This window comes from Pseudomonas izuensis, from assembly GCF_002356535.2.
Classification (GTDB): Bacteria; Pseudomonadota; Gammaproteobacteria; order Pseudomonadales; family Pseudomonadaceae; genus Aquipseudomonas; species Aquipseudomonas izuensis.
Genome location: NZ_AP017423.2, coordinates 2,314,809 through 2,332,567, shown reverse-complemented (window position 1 = coordinate 2,332,567; position 17,759 = coordinate 2,314,809). Strand labels below are relative to the sequence as shown.

Sequence of the window (17,759 nt, the reverse complement as noted above, 5' to 3'; positions counted from 1 at the left end):
GACGTCCATCGCGAGCAGGCTCGCTCCTACAGGGGTCGGGTTCGTTTCCCAGGAAAAAGGCATTTCCCATGCAGAAAAAATTTCTGACGATCCAGAGCAAGATCGCCCTGCTCGCCGGCCTCTGCCTGTTGTTGGTGGTGGGCCTGCTGATGGGGCTGTCGCTCTACCAGACCCATCAAAGCAGTCGGCAAGTGGCCCAGGCCAGCAGTGAAATGCTCGCCGATGCAGCCAGGGAACACATGCAGGCGCTGGGCAAGGTGCAGGCGATGCAGGTGCAACGCACCTTCATGCAGACCCACGAATTCGGCCAGGGGTTATCGCGATACTTACTGTATCTGCGGCAACTCCAGCACCAGGGGACGCTGACCCGCCAACAACTGCGCCAGGAGCTGAGTACCCAGCTTCATCAGGCCCTGAACGACAAGCCCGACCTGCTCGGGCTTTACGTCATTTTTGAACCTGACGCGCTGGACGGTGCCGACGCGGGTTTCGCTGACAAGGCCGATCTGGGCAGCAACGAAAAGGGACGCTTCTCGCTGTACTGGGTGCAGAGCAAACCCGGTGAACTGCAAGCGGTGATCGGCGACGAGGGTCTGCTGGCCAATACCGAGCCGGGGCCGAGTGGCGCACCCTACAATTCGTTCTACACCTGCGCCCGCGACACCCGTCAGGCCTGCGTGCTGGAACCCTACTTCGACGAGGCGTCCGGCAGTCGTAAACTGGTGACCAGCGTTGCCTTCCCGCTGCTGGAAAACGGCAAGGTCATCGCCGTGGTCGGCCTCGACATCAACCTCGCCGCATTGCAAAAGAACAGCGAAACCAGTGCCCTGAAACTGTTCGATGGCCACGGCCAGATCAGCATCGTCAGCCCCCATGGCGTGATCTCGGCCGACAGTCAGGACGTCAGCCGCCTCGGTCAGCCGATGAACAGCGCAGACGTCATGGATGCCTTGCGTCAGGGCCAACCGAAAGTCTTTGTCGACCCGCAGCAGATCAAGGTCCTCGAACCCCTGGCACCGATTGCCGGCGCCGCGCCCTGGGGTGTGCTGGTGGGCGTGCCGCAGGAGGTGCTGCTGGCACCGGTCACCACCCTGCAAAAACAACTCGATGCCCAAGGCGTGCAAAGCACTGCGCTGGAACTGCTGCTCGGTGGCGGCTCGGCCCTGCTCGGCCTGCTGCTGATCTGGTACACAGCCCAGCGCATCACCCGGCCGCTGCAAGTGCTGACGCGGGTCATGGAAGACATCTCCCTCGGCGAAGGCGATCTGACGCGGCGCCTGCAAGTGCAGTCCCGGGATGAAATCGGTCAGTTGGCCACGGCGTTCAACCGCTTTGTCGAGCGTATCCATCAGTCGATGCGCGAGGTGTCGTCGGCGGCGCTGGGCGTCAATCAGGGCGCTCGGCGCGTGCTGGACGCGTCCAATTCGTCGCTGAGCAATTTCGACGATCAATCCACCCGCACCAACAGCGTGGCCGCCGCGATCAACCAGTTAGGCGCCGCCGCCCAGGAAATCGCCCATAACGCCTCCGATGCCTCGCACCAGGCCTCCGCCGCACGACAACAGGCCGAAGACGGTCGTCAGGTGGTGCAGCGCACGATCGAAGTGATGAACGAACTGTCGGGGAAGATCCGTACATCGTGCGCCAACATCGAAGTGCTCAACGGCAAGACCGTGAACATCGGGCAAATCCTCGAGGTGATCAAGGGCATCTCCCAGCAGACCAACCTGCTGGCGCTCAACGCCGCCATCGAAGCGGCTCGCGCCGGTGAAGCCGGACGCGGATTTGCGGTGGTGGCCGACGAGGTGCGCAGCCTCGCTGGACGCACCCAGACCTCGGCGCTGGAGATCCAGCAGATGATCGAGGAGCTGCAAGTCGGCGCCCGGGATTCGGTCACCACCATGACCGAGAGCCAACAGCACAGCGAGGAAAGCGTCACCATCGCCAACCTCGCCGGCAGCCGCCTGGGCAGCGTGACCCAGCGCATCGGCGAGATCGACAACGTCAACCAGTCCGTCGCCGCCGCCACCGAGGAACAGACCGCCGTGGTCGAAGCCCTGAACGTCGACATCACCCAAATCAACACCCTCAATCAGCAAGGCGTGGAAAACCTGCAATCGACCTTGCGTGCCTGTACCGAGCTGGAACAACAGGCGGCGCGGTTGAATCAGTTGGTGGGGAGTTTTCGCATTTAAGATGGATGTCGCCTGAGCTGCCGCCATCGCGGCGGTGCGGCGATCCGACAAGCCTTGCTCCCACAGTTGATCTGCGTCGTACACAAATCCTGTGTTCACCAAAGATCCTCTGTGGGAGCAAGGCTTGCCCGCGATGAGGCCATCACATTCAACATCAATGGTGACTGATAGCCCACTCTCACAAGGGCCTTGCTGAACCCACTGAATCTGGCACCCACAACCAACCACATGGCATGCACGCAAACATGCCCCGCCGCACCCCGCGCGTAGTATCGAGACCAGCCCCCTTCAGTGGGCGCAAGCAACGCTCAACCCTCTCCATTTCTCACTAAAACAATAAATCGGCCTTCGGGTCGCGGGAGACTTCTGTGCTCAAGAAAAGTGCGCTGGGCTGGCCAAAGATTGCCGGCCTTGGAATTGCGTTGGTGGTGGCCGGGCAGTTTTCCGGCTGGAACTTCGGGCTGGCCGCTGGTGGCTGGATGAACATGCTGATCGCCACGTTGTTGATGGCGCTGCTGTGCGGTGGCCTGGCCTTGTGCGTGGCGGAATTGTCCACGGCGTTGCCCAGTGCGGGCGGCGTGTTTGTCTATGCGCAAAGTGCCTTCGGGCCGTTTGTGGGTTATCTGGTCGGGGTGGCTTGTGCGCTGGCCTTGACCATCGGTACCGGCGCCGCGGCGACCTTCATTTGTGCCTACACCGAGTCGATTTTCGGCCTCGGCGGCTGGCCGGTGAAGATCGCCCTGTTTGCGGTGATCATCGGCATTCACCTGCGCGGTGTCGGTGAGGCCATGGGCCTGACGTTCATTGCCGGGGTGATTGCCGTGGTCGCCCTGCTGACCTTCGGCGTGGCCATGGCGCCGCATGTCGAGCTGGCCAACTTGATGGTGTTGCCGGCCAATGTCGCCACGCCTGTCAGCCTCGGTGGCATCTTCGCCTGCGTGCCGTTCGCCATCTGGCTGTTCATCACCGTCGAGCAAACCGGCTCGGCGGCGGAAGAAGCGGACAACCCTGGCCGCACCATGCCACGCGGCATTCTCGCGGCCATCGGCACCTTGTTGGTCACCGCACTGGTCGTGATGGTGTGCGCACCGGGCGCCGGTGGTGTCGACCTGGTGGGCAGCGCAGGCGACCCGCTTTACGCGGCGATGTCCAGCAAAAGTGCCTTCGGTGAAGGCTCGTGGCTGGCCAAGGTGATTGGTTGCGGCGGTGTGTTTGGCCTGATCGCCACCTTCTTCTCCCTGGTCTACGCCGCCTCCCGTCAATTGTTCGCCATGGCCCGCGACGGTCTGTTCCCGCAATGGCTGGGCAAGACCGGCAAGCGTGGCACACCCTACCCGGCGCTATTGCTGATCGGCGCCATCGGCCTGCCATTGTCCACCATCGACCCGGCCACGGTGATGCTCGCGGTCGTACTGCTGCTCAACGTTTGCTACCTGTTCATCTTCGGCGCGTACCTGCGCATCAAAAGCAGTCAGCCCGACCTGCACCGTCCATTCCGTCTGATCGGCGGCAAGCTGGTCGCCTGGCTGGGCCTGGCCCTGACGCTGGTAGTGGTCGCTGCCTGCTTCCAGCTTGATCTGACCATGCTGATCGCTCTCGGCGTGACCTTCACCCTGTGCATTTTCAACTTCCTGCTGCGCACTCGCCGCGCCCCTGTCATCGAGGTTCCAGACCATGCCTGACACTCTCCTGCAACGCCGCCATCGTGTACTCGGCAGCGCCTCGCCGCTGTTCTACGACAAGCCCCTGCACCTGGTGCGCGGTGACGGCGTATGGCTGTTCGACGTCGACGGTCGCCGCTATCTGGACGTCTACAACAACGTGCCCTGCGTCGGTCACTGCAACCCGCGCGTAGTGGAGGCGATGCATCGCCAGGCCACCACCCTGAACATCCACACCCGCTACCTGGACGAGCAGGTGGTGCGCTACGCCGAGCGCCTGACCGCGACCTTCGCCCAGCCGCTGGACACCGCGATGTTCACCTGCACCGGCACCGAGGCCAATGAACTGGCGCTGCGCCTGGCGCGTTTCGCCAGCGGCGGCACCGGGATCATCGTCAGCGACTACAACTATCACGGCAACTCGGCGTCCCTGGCCGAGGTCACCACCGCCCTGCCCTCGCCGGAGCCCTTTGCCGCCCACGCCCGCGCTGTGCCGATTCCGTGCCTGTACCGCGCACCTGCCGGCACCACTGAAGCGCAACTGGCCGAGGAATACGTAGCCAATATTGCTGCCGCGATTGCATCGATGCAGGCCCAGGGCATTCGCCCCGCAGCGCTGCTGATCGATACCCTGTTCGCCAACGAAGGCCTGCCACGGGTGCCGGCCAGTTTCGTCGCCAAGGCCGCGGAGCTGATTCGCGCGGCGGGCGGCTTGTTCATCGCCGATGAAGTGCAGTCCGGTTTCGGCCGTACCGGCGATCACCTGTGGGGGCATCAGGCCCACGGCGTGACGCCGGACATCGTCACGCTTGGCAAACCCATGGGTAACGGCTATCCATTGGCCGGGCTGATCACCCACAAGGCGCTGGTCGAATCCTTCGGCCGCAACGCCATGTACTTCAACACGTTCGGCGGCTCGCCGGTGGCGGCTGCGGTGGGCATGGCGGTGCTGGACGAGATTGAACAAAAGCAGTTGTTGCAGAACGCGCAAAGCGTCGGCGCCTATGTGCAGCAGCGACTACAAGTGCTGGCCGGCAAACACTCGATCATCGGCGATGTGCGCGGCAAGGGCCTGTTCTTCGCCATGGAACTGGTGCGCGATCACGCCAGCAAGGAACCCGCCGGGCTGGAAGCACGCAAGGTGGTCAACGACATGCGCGAGAACGGCGTGCTGATCAGCAAGATCGGCGCCGGCGACAACATTCTCAAGCTGCGCCCGCCGCTGGTGTTCGGCCTTGAACATGCCGACCTTTTCGTCGACACACTGGACCAGGCGCTGAGCGCCATTTGAGGATCCGCCATGACTGAATTCAATACGTTGAACCATGACCAGCAGGTCGCCCATCTGCACGATCTGGCGCGCCACGCCCTGCAACACTGGGACGGCGATTTTGCCGACATCGAACTGGTCAAGTTCCGCGAGAACGCGGTGTTCTCCGCCTGGCGCCACGACGGCCAGCGTGTAGCCCTGCGCATTCACCGCAATGGCTATCACTGCGAGGCGGCATTGCGCTCCGAGCTGCTATGGATGGAGGCGCTGGAAAGCGCCGGCATTACCGTGCCGCAGATCATCCGCGCCCAGGACCAGCGCCACCTGATCGAAGTGAGCCATGCCGACATCGGCGAACGCCATGTCGACATGCTCGCCTGGCTGCCGGGCGCCACCGCAGGCACCTCCGAGGCGGGCGTGCAGGCCGACACTGAAATCGATTTCCTGTTTGCCGAAGCCGGGGCGATTGCCGCGCGCATTCACCTGCATTCGGCCCACTGGCAGCAGCCGGACGAGTTTGTCCGGCATGCCTGGGATGAGGAAGGCCTGATCGGTGCCAATCCGTTCTGGGGGCGTTTCTGGGAGCTGGAGCAGTTGAGCGACGAGCAACGGGACCTGCTGCAACAGGCTCGACGTCAGGCACGGCAGGACTTGCGTCAATACGGCCGTCACCTGGGCAACTTTGGCATGATCCACGCCGACCTGGTGCCGGAAAACCTGCTGATCGAAGGCCCGTGCCTGCGTCTGATCGACTTTGACGACGCCGGTTTCGGCTGGCACATGTTCGAGCTGGCCACGGCGCTGTACTTCTGCCTGGATGATCCGCGCTACGAGCAGATCAAGACGGCGCTGATCGAGGGGTATCATGCAGTGAAGCCGTTGACCGAGGCGGATCGGCAGACGCTGGCGCTGTTTCTGCTGTTGCGTGGCACTACCTACCTGGGCTGGATTCATACCCGCCAGGGCACGCAGACAGCGATTGAGATGGCGCCGATGTTGATTGAGCGGGCTTGTGGTTTGGCTCGGGACTATCTGCAGGTCTGATAGAAAGCTATCGCGGGCAAGCCCGCGATGAGGCCAGAATATTCAACATCTATGGCGGCTGATACACCGCCATCGCGAGCAGGCTCGCTCCTACAAGGGTTCTTCAGTGAGCACAAAATTTGTGTGCGACACCCATCCACTGTAGGAGCGAGCCTGCTCGCGATGAACGATAACGCGGTCTATCAGCAGTGCGCGCCTGCATGTTCCAGGCGATGGAACAACCGGTTGAAGTACACCAGGCTGTCACGCGGTTCGCGCACGCCGACCTTTTCCAGCTCTACGAACATCACCGAATGCGACCCCACTTCCTTGCACTCGCTGATCCGCCCTTCCAGCTGCACCAGGGCGTCGCGCAGCACCGGCACGTCGGCGGCGCCGTCGTCCCACAGGTCCCAGGCGAAGCGTTCGTCCATCGGCACCTTGGTCATGCCCGCGAAGTGGCGGGCCAGTTCTTCCTGTTCGCCGCACAGTACGTTGACGCACAGCCGGCCGTTGGTGCGGAACACGTCGTGGGTGGCGCTGTTGCGGTTAACGCACACCAGCACGGTGGGCGGAGAATCGGTCACCGAGCACACAGCGCTGGCGGTGATGCCGCAGCGACCGCCAGGGCCGTTGGTGGTGATGATATTCACCGCGGCCGGCAGTTGCGCCATGGCGTTGCGAAAGTCGATTTGCTGCTGGCTCAGGTCGGCCATGTCGATGCCCCTTCCTTCAGGAGGACCGTCTGTTTGCGGTCCGTAGGTGATGGAACAAGAGTACGGCCGGGCACTCGGCCCAACCATTCTGACGATCACCACAACGAGCTAGGCTTTCCGCTAGTCGACTAGGTGGTTTCTTTATCGCAAGGGCCGATGACAGTGGGTATCCTGCTATCTGGCTCCAAAAAGATGAGCCGATGCGTGCCGCGCGTTCGCGCGCGATAACAATAATTAGAAATTCTCGTGGCAGCCCCTGATGCAAACCCGCAAACCGATTGTTTACATCGTTGACGACGACAAAGACCTGCGTACTTCGCTGGCCTGGCTGCTGGAGTCTGTCAGCGTGCAGGCGCAGTGCTTTGCCGGCGCCGAAGAGTTCCTCAGCCAGTACGACCCCAAGCAACCGGCCTGCCTGGTGCTGGACGTGCGCATGCCGGAAACCAGCGGTTTCCAGTTGCAGGAGATCCTCAACCAGCGTGGCAGCACCTTGCCGACCATTTTCGTCTCGGCCCATGGCGATATTCCAATGTCGGTGACGGCGATGAAGAACGGCGCGCTGGACTTCGTCGAGAAGCCCTACAACCCGCAGCAGATGATCGACCGCATCCAGGCCGCGCTGAAGGCCGCCGTGCACGCCCAGGCCGATCAGGAGCAGCGCCAGAACCTGCAAGGCAAGCTCGCCCTGCTGACCAGCCGCGAGCGCGAGGTGCTGATGCTGGTGATCGATGGCAAGGCCAGTAAGGTGATTGCCCGGGAGCTGAACATCAGCGTGAAAACCGTTGATGTGCACCGGACCAAGATCAAGGAAAAGATGGGTGTGAGCAGCATTGCGATGCTGGTGCGAGAGGTGCTGCACTTGTCGGGTGAGGAGCCGGTGCGGCATTGAGATAGGAGCTTACATCTTCAGGGATTTTGAGGCCGCCATCGCGGGCAAGCCCGCTCCCACAGGTATTGATGGTGTTCACAAACTCTGTGTACGAAACCGATCACTGTGGGAGCGGGCTTGCCCGCGATGAGGCCAGCATGATCAACATCAATTCTGGCTATAACGCTTGCGATAGGCACCCGGCGACACGCCAAAGCGCGATTTGAACGCCGAGGAAAAGTAGCTGGAATCGGAAAAGCCCCAGGCGTAGCACAGCGCCGACAGCTTCTGCTCGACGTCCGAGCGGCGCAGGTTTTCCGCGCAGAAGTCCAGGCGCCGATGCTTGATGTACTGCGCCACCACCAGGCCGCGCTTGGAGAACATCCGGTACAGGCCGCGCACGGAAACCCCCACTTCCCGGGCAATCAGCTCGGGACACAGGTCTTCGTCGCTGAGGTGCGCGTCGATGAACGCTATGATCTTGCGAAACTGCCGCTCGTGGACATCGCCGTTGCTGTCGCGGGCGCTGACTCCGGGCAACAGCAGGCTGGCCAGGGCGTCGAGTACCGCCTCGCTTTCCTGCATGTCCAGACCTTCCTGTTGGCGAGTCTCAAGTACCAGTCGGTTGGCCATCGCCGCCAACGGGTTACTGGCGCCGATGCGCGTGGCGCAATTGACCGCCGTGAAGTGCGAACCACGTTCCACCACCTGACGCGGAAGGATCAGCGACAGCTGACGGGAATCGTGGTTGTAGGTCATGTCGCTGGGGCGGCTGGCGTCGATCAGGGCGATGTCGCCACAACCCAGTTGCGCACGGTTGTCGCCCTGCTCCAGCTGCGAACTGCCGCGCATCTGGAACACCGCGTAGTAGTGGCCATCGCTGCTGATGCTGACGTCCTTGCTGGAGCGATACAGGTGCACGTGCGCCATGTCGACCACACTGAGTTTGATCGCGCCGCTGCGAAATTCCGCCAGCTCGCCATAAAAATCGGTGTCCAGTGCACGGGCATCGAAACGCCCGCAGGCCTGGTTAACCTGGCTCAACCAACTTTCGAACGCCTCATTGCGCACCGTCGATGCTGTAATCATGTCCGCAAAGCCTCACGTGTTTTTGTTGTTATTTTCCGGCCGCTTCGTCGAGCGGCTCGCTAAAAATCATTCTTACTCCAGCCATCACCTCCCTCGATGGCCGCCGGGCGCCCATTCAACAGGCTCCGGCGTCGGCTTTCCAGCCGTATAAACGCTTAGATGTCCAATACCAGACGAGCGGAAAGTGCCCGTGAAACGCAGGCGCAGATCTGCTTGTTGGACGCCTTTTCCTTGTTCGACAAGCAGTTGTCGCGGTGCTCCGGCACGCCGTCCAGCACCTCGACGATGCAGGTGCCGCAAATGCCTTCGCGGCACTCGGTGTCGATGTCGCAACCGTGTGCCTGCAGCACGTCAACCAGACTGGAATCGGCCGGAACGTGGAGCACCACCCCGGAGCTGGCCAGTTCCACTTCGAAACTGCCGGCCGGCGCACTATTGGCCGCAGGATCCGCCGCGAAATGCTCGAGGTGAATGGCGTCGTCCGAGCGGCTGCGCGCGGCCACTTCCACCACCTTGTTCATGAATGGCGCCGGGCCACAGGTATAGACGTGGGCGGCGCTGCCGGCACGGTCCAGGCACTCGCTCAGCGCGGCATCCAGGTCGGCAGGCTCCACGCCGTAGTGGAACGCCACGTGGTCGGCAAAATTCGTTGCCAGCAGTTCGGTGAATGCGGCGTACTCGGCCGAACGGGCGAAGTAGTGCAGGCGATAGGGCTGGCCGCTTTCCGCCAGTCGATAGGCCATGCTCAGCAACGGCGTTACGCCAATGCCGGCGGCGAACAGCACGTGTTCGGTGGCCGTGTCATCGAGGCGGAACAGGTTGCGCGGCGCGCCCATCTCCAGCTCCATGCCCTCTTCCACCTGCTCATGCAGCGCTAGCGAGCCGCCGCGCGATTGCGCTTCCTTTTTCACCGCCACCAAATAGGCACGACGATCCTGTGGCGGGCTGCACAGGGAATATTGGCGGGTCACACCGGTCGGGCCCGTGAGGTCGACGTGGGCACCCGGCTCATAGGTGTCGAGCGGCTGGCCGTCACTGCGCACGAGGCGAAAGGAGCGGATATCCAGCGCTTCGTCGACGATCCTTTCGATCTTCACCTTCATCATTGCATCACCTGAATTCTGTTGTATTTGGGTCACCTCTGTAGGAGCTGGCTTGCCAGCGAAGACGGCCTCCAGCCTTGCTTCGCCCATCCGGACGCCTTCGCCGGCAAGCCGGCTCCTACAGGTGTTGCGTCGGCTGCTTTCAGCGCATGAACAGGCCGCCATTGATGTCCAGGCACGCGCCCGTGACGGAGGTGGCGTTTTCGGCGATCAGCAGCAAGACGCTGTCGGCGATGAACGCCGGATCGCCCAAGGTGCCGGCCGGGATCATTTTCAGGATCTGTTCCAGCCGCTCCGGGGCCACGGTTTCGCGTACCACCGGCAAGTCCAGCGGCCCCGGGGAGATGCTGTTGACCGTCACGCCTTGCGACGCCAGTTCACGGGCGAAGACCTTGGTCAGGGTCGCCACGCCGCCCTTGGCCGCCGCGTAATGCGCGCCGGTGGCGGTGCCGCCGTTCTGTCCGGCCAGCGAGGCGATGTTGACGATGCGCCCGAAGCCACGCTCCGCGAAGTGCGCGCCGAACACCTGGCAGGCCACGAAGGTGCCGCGCAGGTTGATGGCCATCGACTCGTCGAACTCTTCCGGCGTGATGTCCATCAGCGCCGCGACTTTCGACACGCCGGCGTTGTTCACCAGAATGTCGGTGCCGCCCCAGTGTGCGGCGAGCAGGTCGCGGGCTCGCTGGAAGTCGGCCTTGCTGCGCACATCCAGCTCAATGGCGACCGCAGTGGCGCCGCTGCCATCCAGCTCGGCGGCCAGTTGCCGTACGCCTTCGAGGCGCACATCGGCCAGCCCGACGCGATAACCCGCCGCGTGCAGACGACGGGCGATGCACTCGCCCAGTCCCCGAGAGGCACCCGTTACAAGGGCTACTCGACTCATGATGTTGCCCTCACAAAAGGAAGCCGAGCGCGCTCAGGCTGTCGGTGGAGTTGATCAGGCGCACCACTTTGCGCTCCAGCGATGGCACACCATCGGTGAACCGGATGCGGTGGTTCAGGTCGGCCACGAACGGCGTATGCACGCCGCGCTTGTAGGCGTACAGCAACTGCGCCGAGTTGACTTCGACGATGTCGCCAGCCGCTTCCACCAGGCGGAAACGCGAGACGCTGCGGATGGTTTTCGCCGCGTCCACCGCCGACGGCGAGTAGCCGGCGGTCAGGCGTTCGATGCGCAGGTCACGCATGCGCGCGTCGTCGTAGGCGTAGTTGAGAGTGGCCTCGAAGTCTTCGGTGTCCGGGTCGATCGGCACGATGTACTTGCCGCTTTCGCTCCACAGGGTCGCCCACTCGGCGTAGTTCTTGTGGTCCAGCAGCTCGGCTTCGCGCCAGATGAATTCGATGGCCTGGGCCAGCGGGCCGGAAAAACCGTTCAGGGTGTCGTGATTGCTCATTGGCTCATCATCCTTTTCCACATGTCGTAGGCACCGCGCATACCGCCTTCGTCGGTGGCATGGCTCACCTTGTCGCCGTTCTCGGCGGTGATTTCGCGGTTCAAGCCGCGGTTAACCAGGATTGGCGCGTCGACGCCGGCGTACGAGCCGCGCTGCACGCGGTCCCAAGCCTCGGCATCGTCCGGGCTGCCGAAACCGAACGGGCCCTGGAAGTGTTCGTGAATGCGCATGCGCTCGCGGTTGGCGATTTCCGGGCCGCCGTCCATGCCGAGGGCTACGTGACGGATTTCCGTCTCGGTGACCGAAACCGGACGCAGCACGCGGAAGAACGACATCGACATGGCCACGTTGGGGAACAGGTTCAGGTTGAACCCGGCGCCATGCAGCGAACGCACGATGCGGCGCACTTGATCCGCTGGCATGGTTTTCGCCAGTTCTTCGGTGACGTGAGCGAAACGCTCTTGCAGTTGTTCGGTGCCGTCGTCGTGATCGAGGTCGACGTGCTCAGGCACCATCACCATCACGCTGTGGCCGTTGCCCAGGGAGTGGGTCACGGCTTGCTCGTCGGTCATGAACGAAAGCATTTCCGAGGTTTCTTCATCCACCGACGACATGAACGACTTGTGCACGATCGGGAAGTGATAACCGTCGGTGGTGTTTTCCAGCTGGATCTTCCAATTGCCCTTGAAGCTGAACTTGTGTTCGCCCTGGGTCTTGATCGGGTAACCGGCGCCCTGCTTCATGAACAGGTCCATCCAGTGCTTGGCGCCGCCGAGGAAGTCTTCCAGCGGTTCGATGTCGTCGTTGTAGCTGGCGAAGATCATGCCGGCGTAGCTTTCGACGCGCAGGCTGGTCAGTGGCAGCTCGGATTTTTCCAGGATGCCTTCATAGCCGTCCGGGTACGGCAGCGCGCGCAACTTGCCGTCCAGGCCGTAGGACCAACTGTGGTACGGGCAAGTGAAACCGGTGGCGTTGCCCTTGTGCTTTTCGCACACGGTCGCGCCACGGTGGCGGCAACGGTTTTCCAGGACGTTGATGTTGTTCTTCTTGTCGCGCACGACAATCACCGGGCGACGACCGATGGTGGCGGTCTTGAAGTCGCCGCTGTTACGCACTTCGCTTTCGTGGGCAACCCACACCCAGGTGCGGTAGAAAATCTTGTCCAGCTCGGCTTCGAACAGCGCCGGGTCGTTGTACAGCGAGACGTCGACGCGGTCGTGCTGGACCAGGTCTTCGGGGCTTTTCGACGTTGCGATCAGCTGATATTCATGAGTGCTCATGCGGTTCTCCTCATGGCTTCTTTTTATGATTTCGTTGTAGAGCCTGGGCGTCAGCCGACCATGCTCTGTTGCAGTTGCGCACCAAAGGCGCAGACCACTTCGTCCTGACCTTTACGGCCGACGATTTGCAGGCCGACTTTCAGCCCGCCGCAATCGATTTCCACCGGCACCGTCAGCGCCGGGTGGCCGCTCAAGTTGAAGGGCCGTACCAGCGGAGTCATGCCAGCCACGGCCTTGCTTGAACTGCGGGCCTCCACCAGCGTCGGTGGCAGGCTCGGCATCGTCGGCAGCAGCAGCACTTCAAACTGCTCCAGCGCGGCATCCACCTGTTGGCTGAAGCGCGTGCGGACCTGTTCGGCTTGTGCCAATTCGGCAGCGCTGGTACGGCTGGCTGCCAACAGGCGCAGCTCGACGTCCGCACCGATCAGGCCCTGGCCGGTGAGGTGGCCGAACGCGGCCCAGTTTTCAAAGTTGATCACCGTCAGGCCAGCGACGAACGCCGCTTCGAATTCACTCAACTGCACACCAGTGCGGCGCCAGCCGGCACGATCGGCGGCAGCGCCGAGGCACGCTTGCAAATGCGCGTCGCAGGCAACGTCGAGAAAGCCGACCGAAGCGTTGTTCGACGGCAAGCCCTGAGCCTGGAAACCGGGACAGATCACTTGCATCGCAGCGATCAGGTCATTCATGTCGGCCGCAAATGGCCCCACGCAATCGAGGCTGGATTCGGCCGGATGTGCACCTACTCGGCTGACGCGACCATAGGTCGGCTTCAACCCGGCAATGCCGCAGCAGGCGGCTGGCACCCGAACAGAACCACCCGTGTCAGAACCGATGGCGATGTCCGCCAGCCCCGCCGCGACGGCGGCGGCCGAACCGCTGGACGAACCGCCAGGCACCCGATCCGGTGCCTGCGGGTTGATCGGAGTGCCGGTCCAGTCGTTGATACCGGTGACGCCAAACGCCAGTTCGTGCATGTTGGTCTTGCCGACGATTTGCCAACCCGCTGCGAGGATCGCATCGACCACCTCAGCGTTGCGCAGGGCTGGTAAAGCACGGGCAAACGCCCGGCTGCCGGATTGGGTGGCGTGACCGGCGATGTCGATGGAATCCTTGATGGCGACGCGTTTGCCGCTACCACCGAGAAGAAATTCGCTGATGAAAGTACTCATGCGCGTGCCTCCAAGGTGGAGAGTTCCGTATTGAACAAGCGTTGCGTGCGGAAATGCGCGATCAGCCACACGCCATCGACACAACGAAAATCGATGTTCAGACGGGTGCCGAACAGTTCGCTGCGTTGATCCGCGTAGGTGGAAATCTGCTGCATGATCCACTGCCCCTGCGCTGTCTCGCCGTCGACCAGGATCGACTCGCTGGTGAGGTAATGCAGGTTCAGCTGGAAGTGATCCGACGGCGGCAGATAACCGCCGACGAAAGCGGCCACGGCCTCGCGTCCACGATGCTGACCGAAGGTCTGCGCGGTCTCGCGACCCACGCCTTCCCAGATCGCATCGACGCAGAACAACTCGGCCAGTTCGCTGACGTGAGTCGGCGCTCTTGGTACGTCGCAGAGGTCCATGTAGCGCGCCATCAGGCGGCGTACTGCACTTTCCCCTTCGAGCGTCGCCAGACGCTGAAGCAAGGCCTCGTTCATGGCTTACACCTTGGCCGCGTCTGGAATGGTCAGCGGGCGGCCGATCCGCGCTTCGACCTTGGCGTAGCGCCACAGGCTGTATTCGTTCACCGGCGTAGTGCGGAACAGGTTGCAGGCGTCGATCACCGACTGGTGGCAGTCGACGTCGGCCATGATGTACACGGTCCAGGGCGAGGTGGTGGACGGGCCGACCATCAGGCGGTCGTCATCCATCGCGCCGAGCACGGTGATACCGGGCATTGCACCGAGGTCGCCCATCATTTTGCTGAAGCCTTTCCACACGCTCAGGCCTTCGCCGGTGGGCAGGTCGAAAAAATTCTGGGTGATGCCGATGCAGAAGACGACGCGCAGTGGTTCTTGAGTGGCTTGCGACATGGAGTTGATACCTTGCAAAAGTGACGGGAGTTCAGATGTAGCCAGGGAACGGCGGCACGCCGAGGAACACCGAGCCGGCGCCGTCGTACAGCCCTTCGCTGAGGAAGGCGTGCTGGGTCACTACCATCGAGTCGCGCAGGTAGCGTTGCAGCGGATGACGCAGGTAGATGGCGGTGGTCCCGGCCAGGCTGTAGGCGCTCTGCACCACGGCGGCACCGGCCTGGGACACATGGATCGCCGACAGGCGCAGCAGACTGGTTTGCTCCGGTGTGACCGGGTTGCCCGCCAGGATCGAGTTCCACACCTGTTCGGTGGTGTTGTAGAAGAAGCCACGGGCGGCGCTGAGTTTGGCTTCAGCCTTGGCGATCTCGATGCGGACGTAGGCGCGGTCGGACAACTTTGGCGCACCGGTGATGCCCCCGCCGTTGGCCATGCGGCTGACTTCGTCGAGGGCGGCGCGGGCCAGGCCGAGGTTGACCACGGCCAGCACTTGCGCGGCGTAGGCAATCGATGGGTAACGGAACAGTGGCTCGTCGATGGTCGCGGCCCCGCCACGGATGAAGGTCCAGCGCTCATCGATGTGTTTGTCGGTCACGCGCAGGTCATGGCTGCCGGTGCCCTTGAGGCCGACCACGTCCCAGTTCTCGACAATCTCCACCTGATCCGGGCGGAACACCGCAGTGCGAGGCTTGCCACCCGCCGCACCAATGCCGACACCGAGCAGGTCAGCGCCTTTGCAGCCGCTGGCAAATTTCCAGGTGCCATTGACCTGCCAACCACCGTCGACGGCTTCGGCCGGTTGCAACGGGAACAGGCCACCGGCGAATACCAGATCGGGGCTGTCGGCGTAGATTTCAGCCAGGGTTTCTGGCGGCAAAGCGGCGAGATAGACACCGGCGCTGCCGAAGCTGGCGACCCAGCCGGCGGAACCGTCGGCTTCGGAGATGCGCTCGATCATCTGCAGGAATTTCGCAGGCGCCAAGGCGTCGCCGCCGTAGCATTTCGGCGTGGCGGCGCGGTAGATGCCCACCTGCTTGAAGCGCTCGATCATGTCCCGTGGCACGTGGGAGACGCTGTCGAACTCATCGCGACGTTGGCGCACTTCATCCAGCACGTGCTGGAATGCCTGGCTGTCGACGACAGGCTCGTCAACGCCGATCAGGGCGTCTTGTTGCGCAACCGCTGAACGCAGCATGGGCTTTCTCCGTTTTGCTTATTGTTAGTGGGGTGACACTGCACCGCTGTCTCTGTAGGAGCGAGCCTGCTCGCGATGGTCGTCAACGATGACGGGGGAAACCTGACACCCCGTGGCGATCTCAGGTTCATCGCGAGCAGGCTCGCTCCTACAGGGGGTCGGCGTGGCTACCCTTGCATTGCGGCCCAGTGTAAAAACCGCACCCCGTCGCAACTATTGGTGCGTGCAGCCCCCCGGCTAAAGAAAACCCCTAGGCCGCCCCCGGTTACCTCTGAGCGCATCCCCGGGCGCGAGCCGGTATAAAACGCCATACTTGCGGTTTCACCGCTCACTCCCCCCTGCCGCCAAGGGCTGCGCGATGTACTTGCCTAAACAGAACGACTTTTTCACCCTGATCGAAGCCATGCCGCTGTGCATCATTCTTCACGATGCCCATAGCAAGGAGATTCTCTGGGCCAACGCCGCCGCGCTGTCGGCACTGGGGTTTACCCTCGAAGAACTGACGCCACTCAAAGCCCCGGACATGACCCGCGATGCGCCCAAGTACCGGCGTTCAGTGGGTTTGCGCTGGCTGGAGGGTGCCGCGCGCACGGGCCAGCGTGCCATCGAGTGGTGCTACCGCTCCAAGCAAGGGGTGGAAATTCTTTCCGAGGCGGTCGCGACGCTGGTGCACCTGGAAGGTCGCGATGTGTTGATGGTGCAGTTCCGCGACATCTCCAGGGAGGACAAGGTCAAGCGCGACCTCAAGCGCTTCGAAAGCCGGCTCAAGGCGTTCATGCAGGATCTGGCCGAAGGTGTGGCGGTATTGGGTCCCGAGGGTGAAATTCGGTTTATCAGCGACTCCGGCGCGCATCTGCTCAACAGCGATGTGCACAAGCTGATCGGCAAGAATTTTCTCGACTGGTGCGACGACGCTTCACACCAGCGCCTGCTTGCGCAACTGTCCCACGAGACGCCCGAGCACCTGCCGTTCAGCGTGCACTACAAAGTGCAGCGGCGTGATGGCGAGTGGCGCTGGCATGACGCGACCTGCCGATTCATCGAAATCGAAGATGACCTGATTGGCCACTTGTTACTGTTTCGCGACGTCACCGAGCAGGTGCAAGCCGAAGAGGCACGGCGGGTCAGCGAACAAAAAATCGAATACCTGGCACGCTACAACGCCATGGGCGAAATGGCCGTGGCCATTGCTCACGAACTCAGTCAGCCGTTGGCCGCTACCCGCAATTTCATCGAAGGCGCGTTGATTCGTTTGGGTAACGCGGCCGACTCCGATCAAGGCGTCGCCTGGGGCTTGCAGAACGCGGTCCGACAGATTGAGCACGCCTCGGTGATCATCAAGAGCGTGCGCGATTACGTGGTCAAGCTGGAGCAGAGCGAAGAGTTGATCGACCTCAATGAATTGCTGCGCGAAACCCGATATTTCATCAGCCTGCGGGCCGATCCGAGCCTGATACGGGTCGAAATCGTTCCGTCACCCGAGCCGCTGCGGGTGAGCTGTGAGAAGGTGTTGATCGGCCAGGTGATCCTCAACCTGGCCTTCAATGCGATCGAAGAAATGGCTGACCTGCCCCTCGAACGCCGCGTGCTGCGCATCCAGGCCAGCGCTGAAAACGGCGTGGCGCTGGTGCGTATCGAGGACCGTGGGCGTGGGATCCAGGCCGAAGCGCAGGAGAAGCTGTTCGATGGTTTCTTCTCGTCCAAGGTCAGCGGCAATGGCATTGGCCTGGCGTTGTGCAAGAACATCATTGGTCGGCATCGGGGTGACATCTGGGCGCAGAACCTGGATCCGAGCGGCGCTGTATTCACCTTCTCCCTTCCCCTCTCCTGACACCCCCCCTGTAGGAGCGAGCTTGCTCGCGATGGTCGCCAACGATGACGCTGGAAGCCTGGCACCCCGTGGCGATCTCAGGTTCATCGCGAGCAAGCTCGCTCC

The 17,759-nt window shown here is 62.5% G+C and carries 16 protein-coding genes and 1 pseudogene; 7 read left to right on the top strand and 10 right to left on the bottom strand.

Annotation, left to right across the window (positions count from 1 at the left end):
* Positions 1–68: 68 nt before the first annotated feature.
* The 5 genes and pseudogenes from LAB08_RS30745 to LAB08_RS10530 form a co-directional block, all read left to right on the top strand.
* Positions 69–1,340, top strand: a pseudogene (locus LAB08_RS30745) (methyl-accepting chemotaxis protein); the annotation flags it as partial.
* Between the two features lie 15 nt (positions 1,341–1,355).
* A complete protein-coding gene (locus LAB08_RS30740) occupies positions 1,356–2,195 on the top strand; it encodes a methyl-accepting chemotaxis protein (RefSeq protein ID WP_436799356.1) in 840 nt (279 codons plus the stop codon).
* Between the two features lie 368 nt (positions 2,196–2,563).
* Complete coding sequence (locus tag LAB08_RS10540) at positions 2,564–3,877, top strand: amino acid permease (protein ID WP_096512266.1); 1,314 nt, start codon at positions 2,564–2,566, stop codon at positions 3,875–3,877.
* On the top strand, positions 3,870–5,147 hold the full coding sequence (locus LAB08_RS10535; protein ID WP_096512267.1) for an aspartate aminotransferase family protein: 1,278 nt from the start codon (positions 3,870–3,872) through the stop codon (positions 5,145–5,147). Before LAB08_RS10540 ends, LAB08_RS10535 begins: the two co-directional genes overlap by 8 nt.
* A gap of 9 nt (positions 5,148–5,156) precedes the next feature.
* The gene (locus LAB08_RS10530; RefSeq protein WP_096512268.1) at positions 5,157–6,170 is read left to right on the top strand and encodes a phosphotransferase enzyme family protein; all 1,014 of its coding nucleotides are present in this window, start codon (positions 5,157–5,159) and stop codon (positions 6,168–6,170) included.
* 182 nt (positions 6,171–6,352) lie between these two features.
* Here LAB08_RS10530 and hpaC read toward each other — a convergent pair whose 3' ends face one another.
* Positions 6,353–6,865, bottom strand: coding sequence for a 4-hydroxyphenylacetate 3-monooxygenase, reductase component (hpaC, locus tag LAB08_RS10525; protein WP_096512269.1), 513 nt, complete (start codon positions 6,863–6,865; stop codon positions 6,353–6,355).
* A 259-nt stretch (positions 6,866–7,124) separates the two neighbouring features.
* Here hpaC and LAB08_RS10520 point away from each other — a divergent pair, with 259 nt between their 5' ends.
* On the top strand, positions 7,125–7,754 hold the full coding sequence (locus LAB08_RS10520; protein ID WP_096512270.1) for a response regulator transcription factor: 630 nt from the start codon (positions 7,125–7,127) through the stop codon (positions 7,752–7,754).
* A gap of 147 nt (positions 7,755–7,901) precedes the next feature.
* Here the strand turns inward: LAB08_RS10520 and feaR are convergent, their stop codons facing one another.
* From feaR to LAB08_RS10475, 9 genes are all read right to left on the bottom strand, one after another.
* The gene (feaR, locus tag LAB08_RS10515; protein ID WP_096512271.1) at positions 7,902–8,822 is read right to left on the bottom strand and encodes a transcriptional regulator FeaR; all 921 of its coding nucleotides are present in this window, start codon (positions 8,820–8,822) and stop codon (positions 7,902–7,904) included.
* 155 nt (positions 8,823–8,977) lie between these two features.
* Positions 8,978–9,928, bottom strand: coding sequence for a PDR/VanB family oxidoreductase (locus tag LAB08_RS10510; protein ID WP_096512272.1), 951 nt, complete (start codon positions 9,926–9,928; stop codon positions 8,978–8,980).
* A gap of 139 nt (positions 9,929–10,067) precedes the next feature.
* On the bottom strand, positions 10,068–10,808 hold the full coding sequence (locus tag LAB08_RS10505) for an SDR family NAD(P)-dependent oxidoreductase (RefSeq protein ID WP_096512273.1): 741 nt from the start codon (positions 10,806–10,808) through the stop codon (positions 10,068–10,070).
* Between the two features lie 10 nt (positions 10,809–10,818).
* Positions 10,819–11,319, bottom strand: a complete 501-nt coding sequence (locus tag LAB08_RS10500; RefSeq protein ID WP_096512274.1) for an aromatic-ring-hydroxylating dioxygenase subunit beta — start codon at positions 11,317–11,319, stop codon at positions 10,819–10,821.
* Positions 11,316–12,599, bottom strand: coding sequence for an aromatic ring-hydroxylating oxygenase subunit alpha (locus LAB08_RS10495; RefSeq protein ID WP_096512275.1), 1,284 nt, complete (start codon positions 12,597–12,599; stop codon positions 11,316–11,318). Before LAB08_RS10495 ends, LAB08_RS10500 begins: the two co-directional genes overlap by 4 nt.
* A gap of 50 nt (positions 12,600–12,649) precedes the next feature.
* A complete protein-coding gene (locus LAB08_RS10490; protein WP_096512276.1) occupies positions 12,650–13,771 on the bottom strand; it encodes an amidase in 1,122 nt (373 codons plus the stop codon).
* Positions 13,768–14,253 (bottom strand): nuclear transport factor 2 family protein, encoded by a 486-nt coding sequence (locus LAB08_RS10485; RefSeq protein ID WP_096512277.1) that lies wholly within the window; start codon positions 14,251–14,253, stop codon positions 13,768–13,770. The genes LAB08_RS10490 and LAB08_RS10485 overlap by 4 nt, the downstream gene beginning before the upstream one ends.
* Before the next feature lie 3 nt (positions 14,254–14,256).
* Positions 14,257–14,628 (bottom strand): hypothetical protein, encoded by a 372-nt coding sequence (locus tag LAB08_RS10480; RefSeq protein WP_096512278.1) that lies wholly within the window; start codon positions 14,626–14,628, stop codon positions 14,257–14,259.
* A 31-nt stretch (positions 14,629–14,659) separates the two neighbouring features.
* Entirely contained in the window at positions 14,660–15,823 is a 1,164-nt protein-coding gene (locus LAB08_RS10475) for an acyl-CoA dehydrogenase family protein (protein WP_096512279.1), read from the bottom strand.
* Positions 15,824–16,181: 358 nt separating this feature from the next.
* Here LAB08_RS10475 and LAB08_RS10470 point away from each other — a divergent pair, with 358 nt between their 5' ends.
* Positions 16,182–17,654, top strand: coding sequence for a sensor histidine kinase (locus LAB08_RS10470; protein WP_096512281.1), 1,473 nt, complete (start codon positions 16,182–16,184; stop codon positions 17,652–17,654).
* The last annotated feature ends 105 nt before the right edge of the window (positions 17,655–17,759 follow it).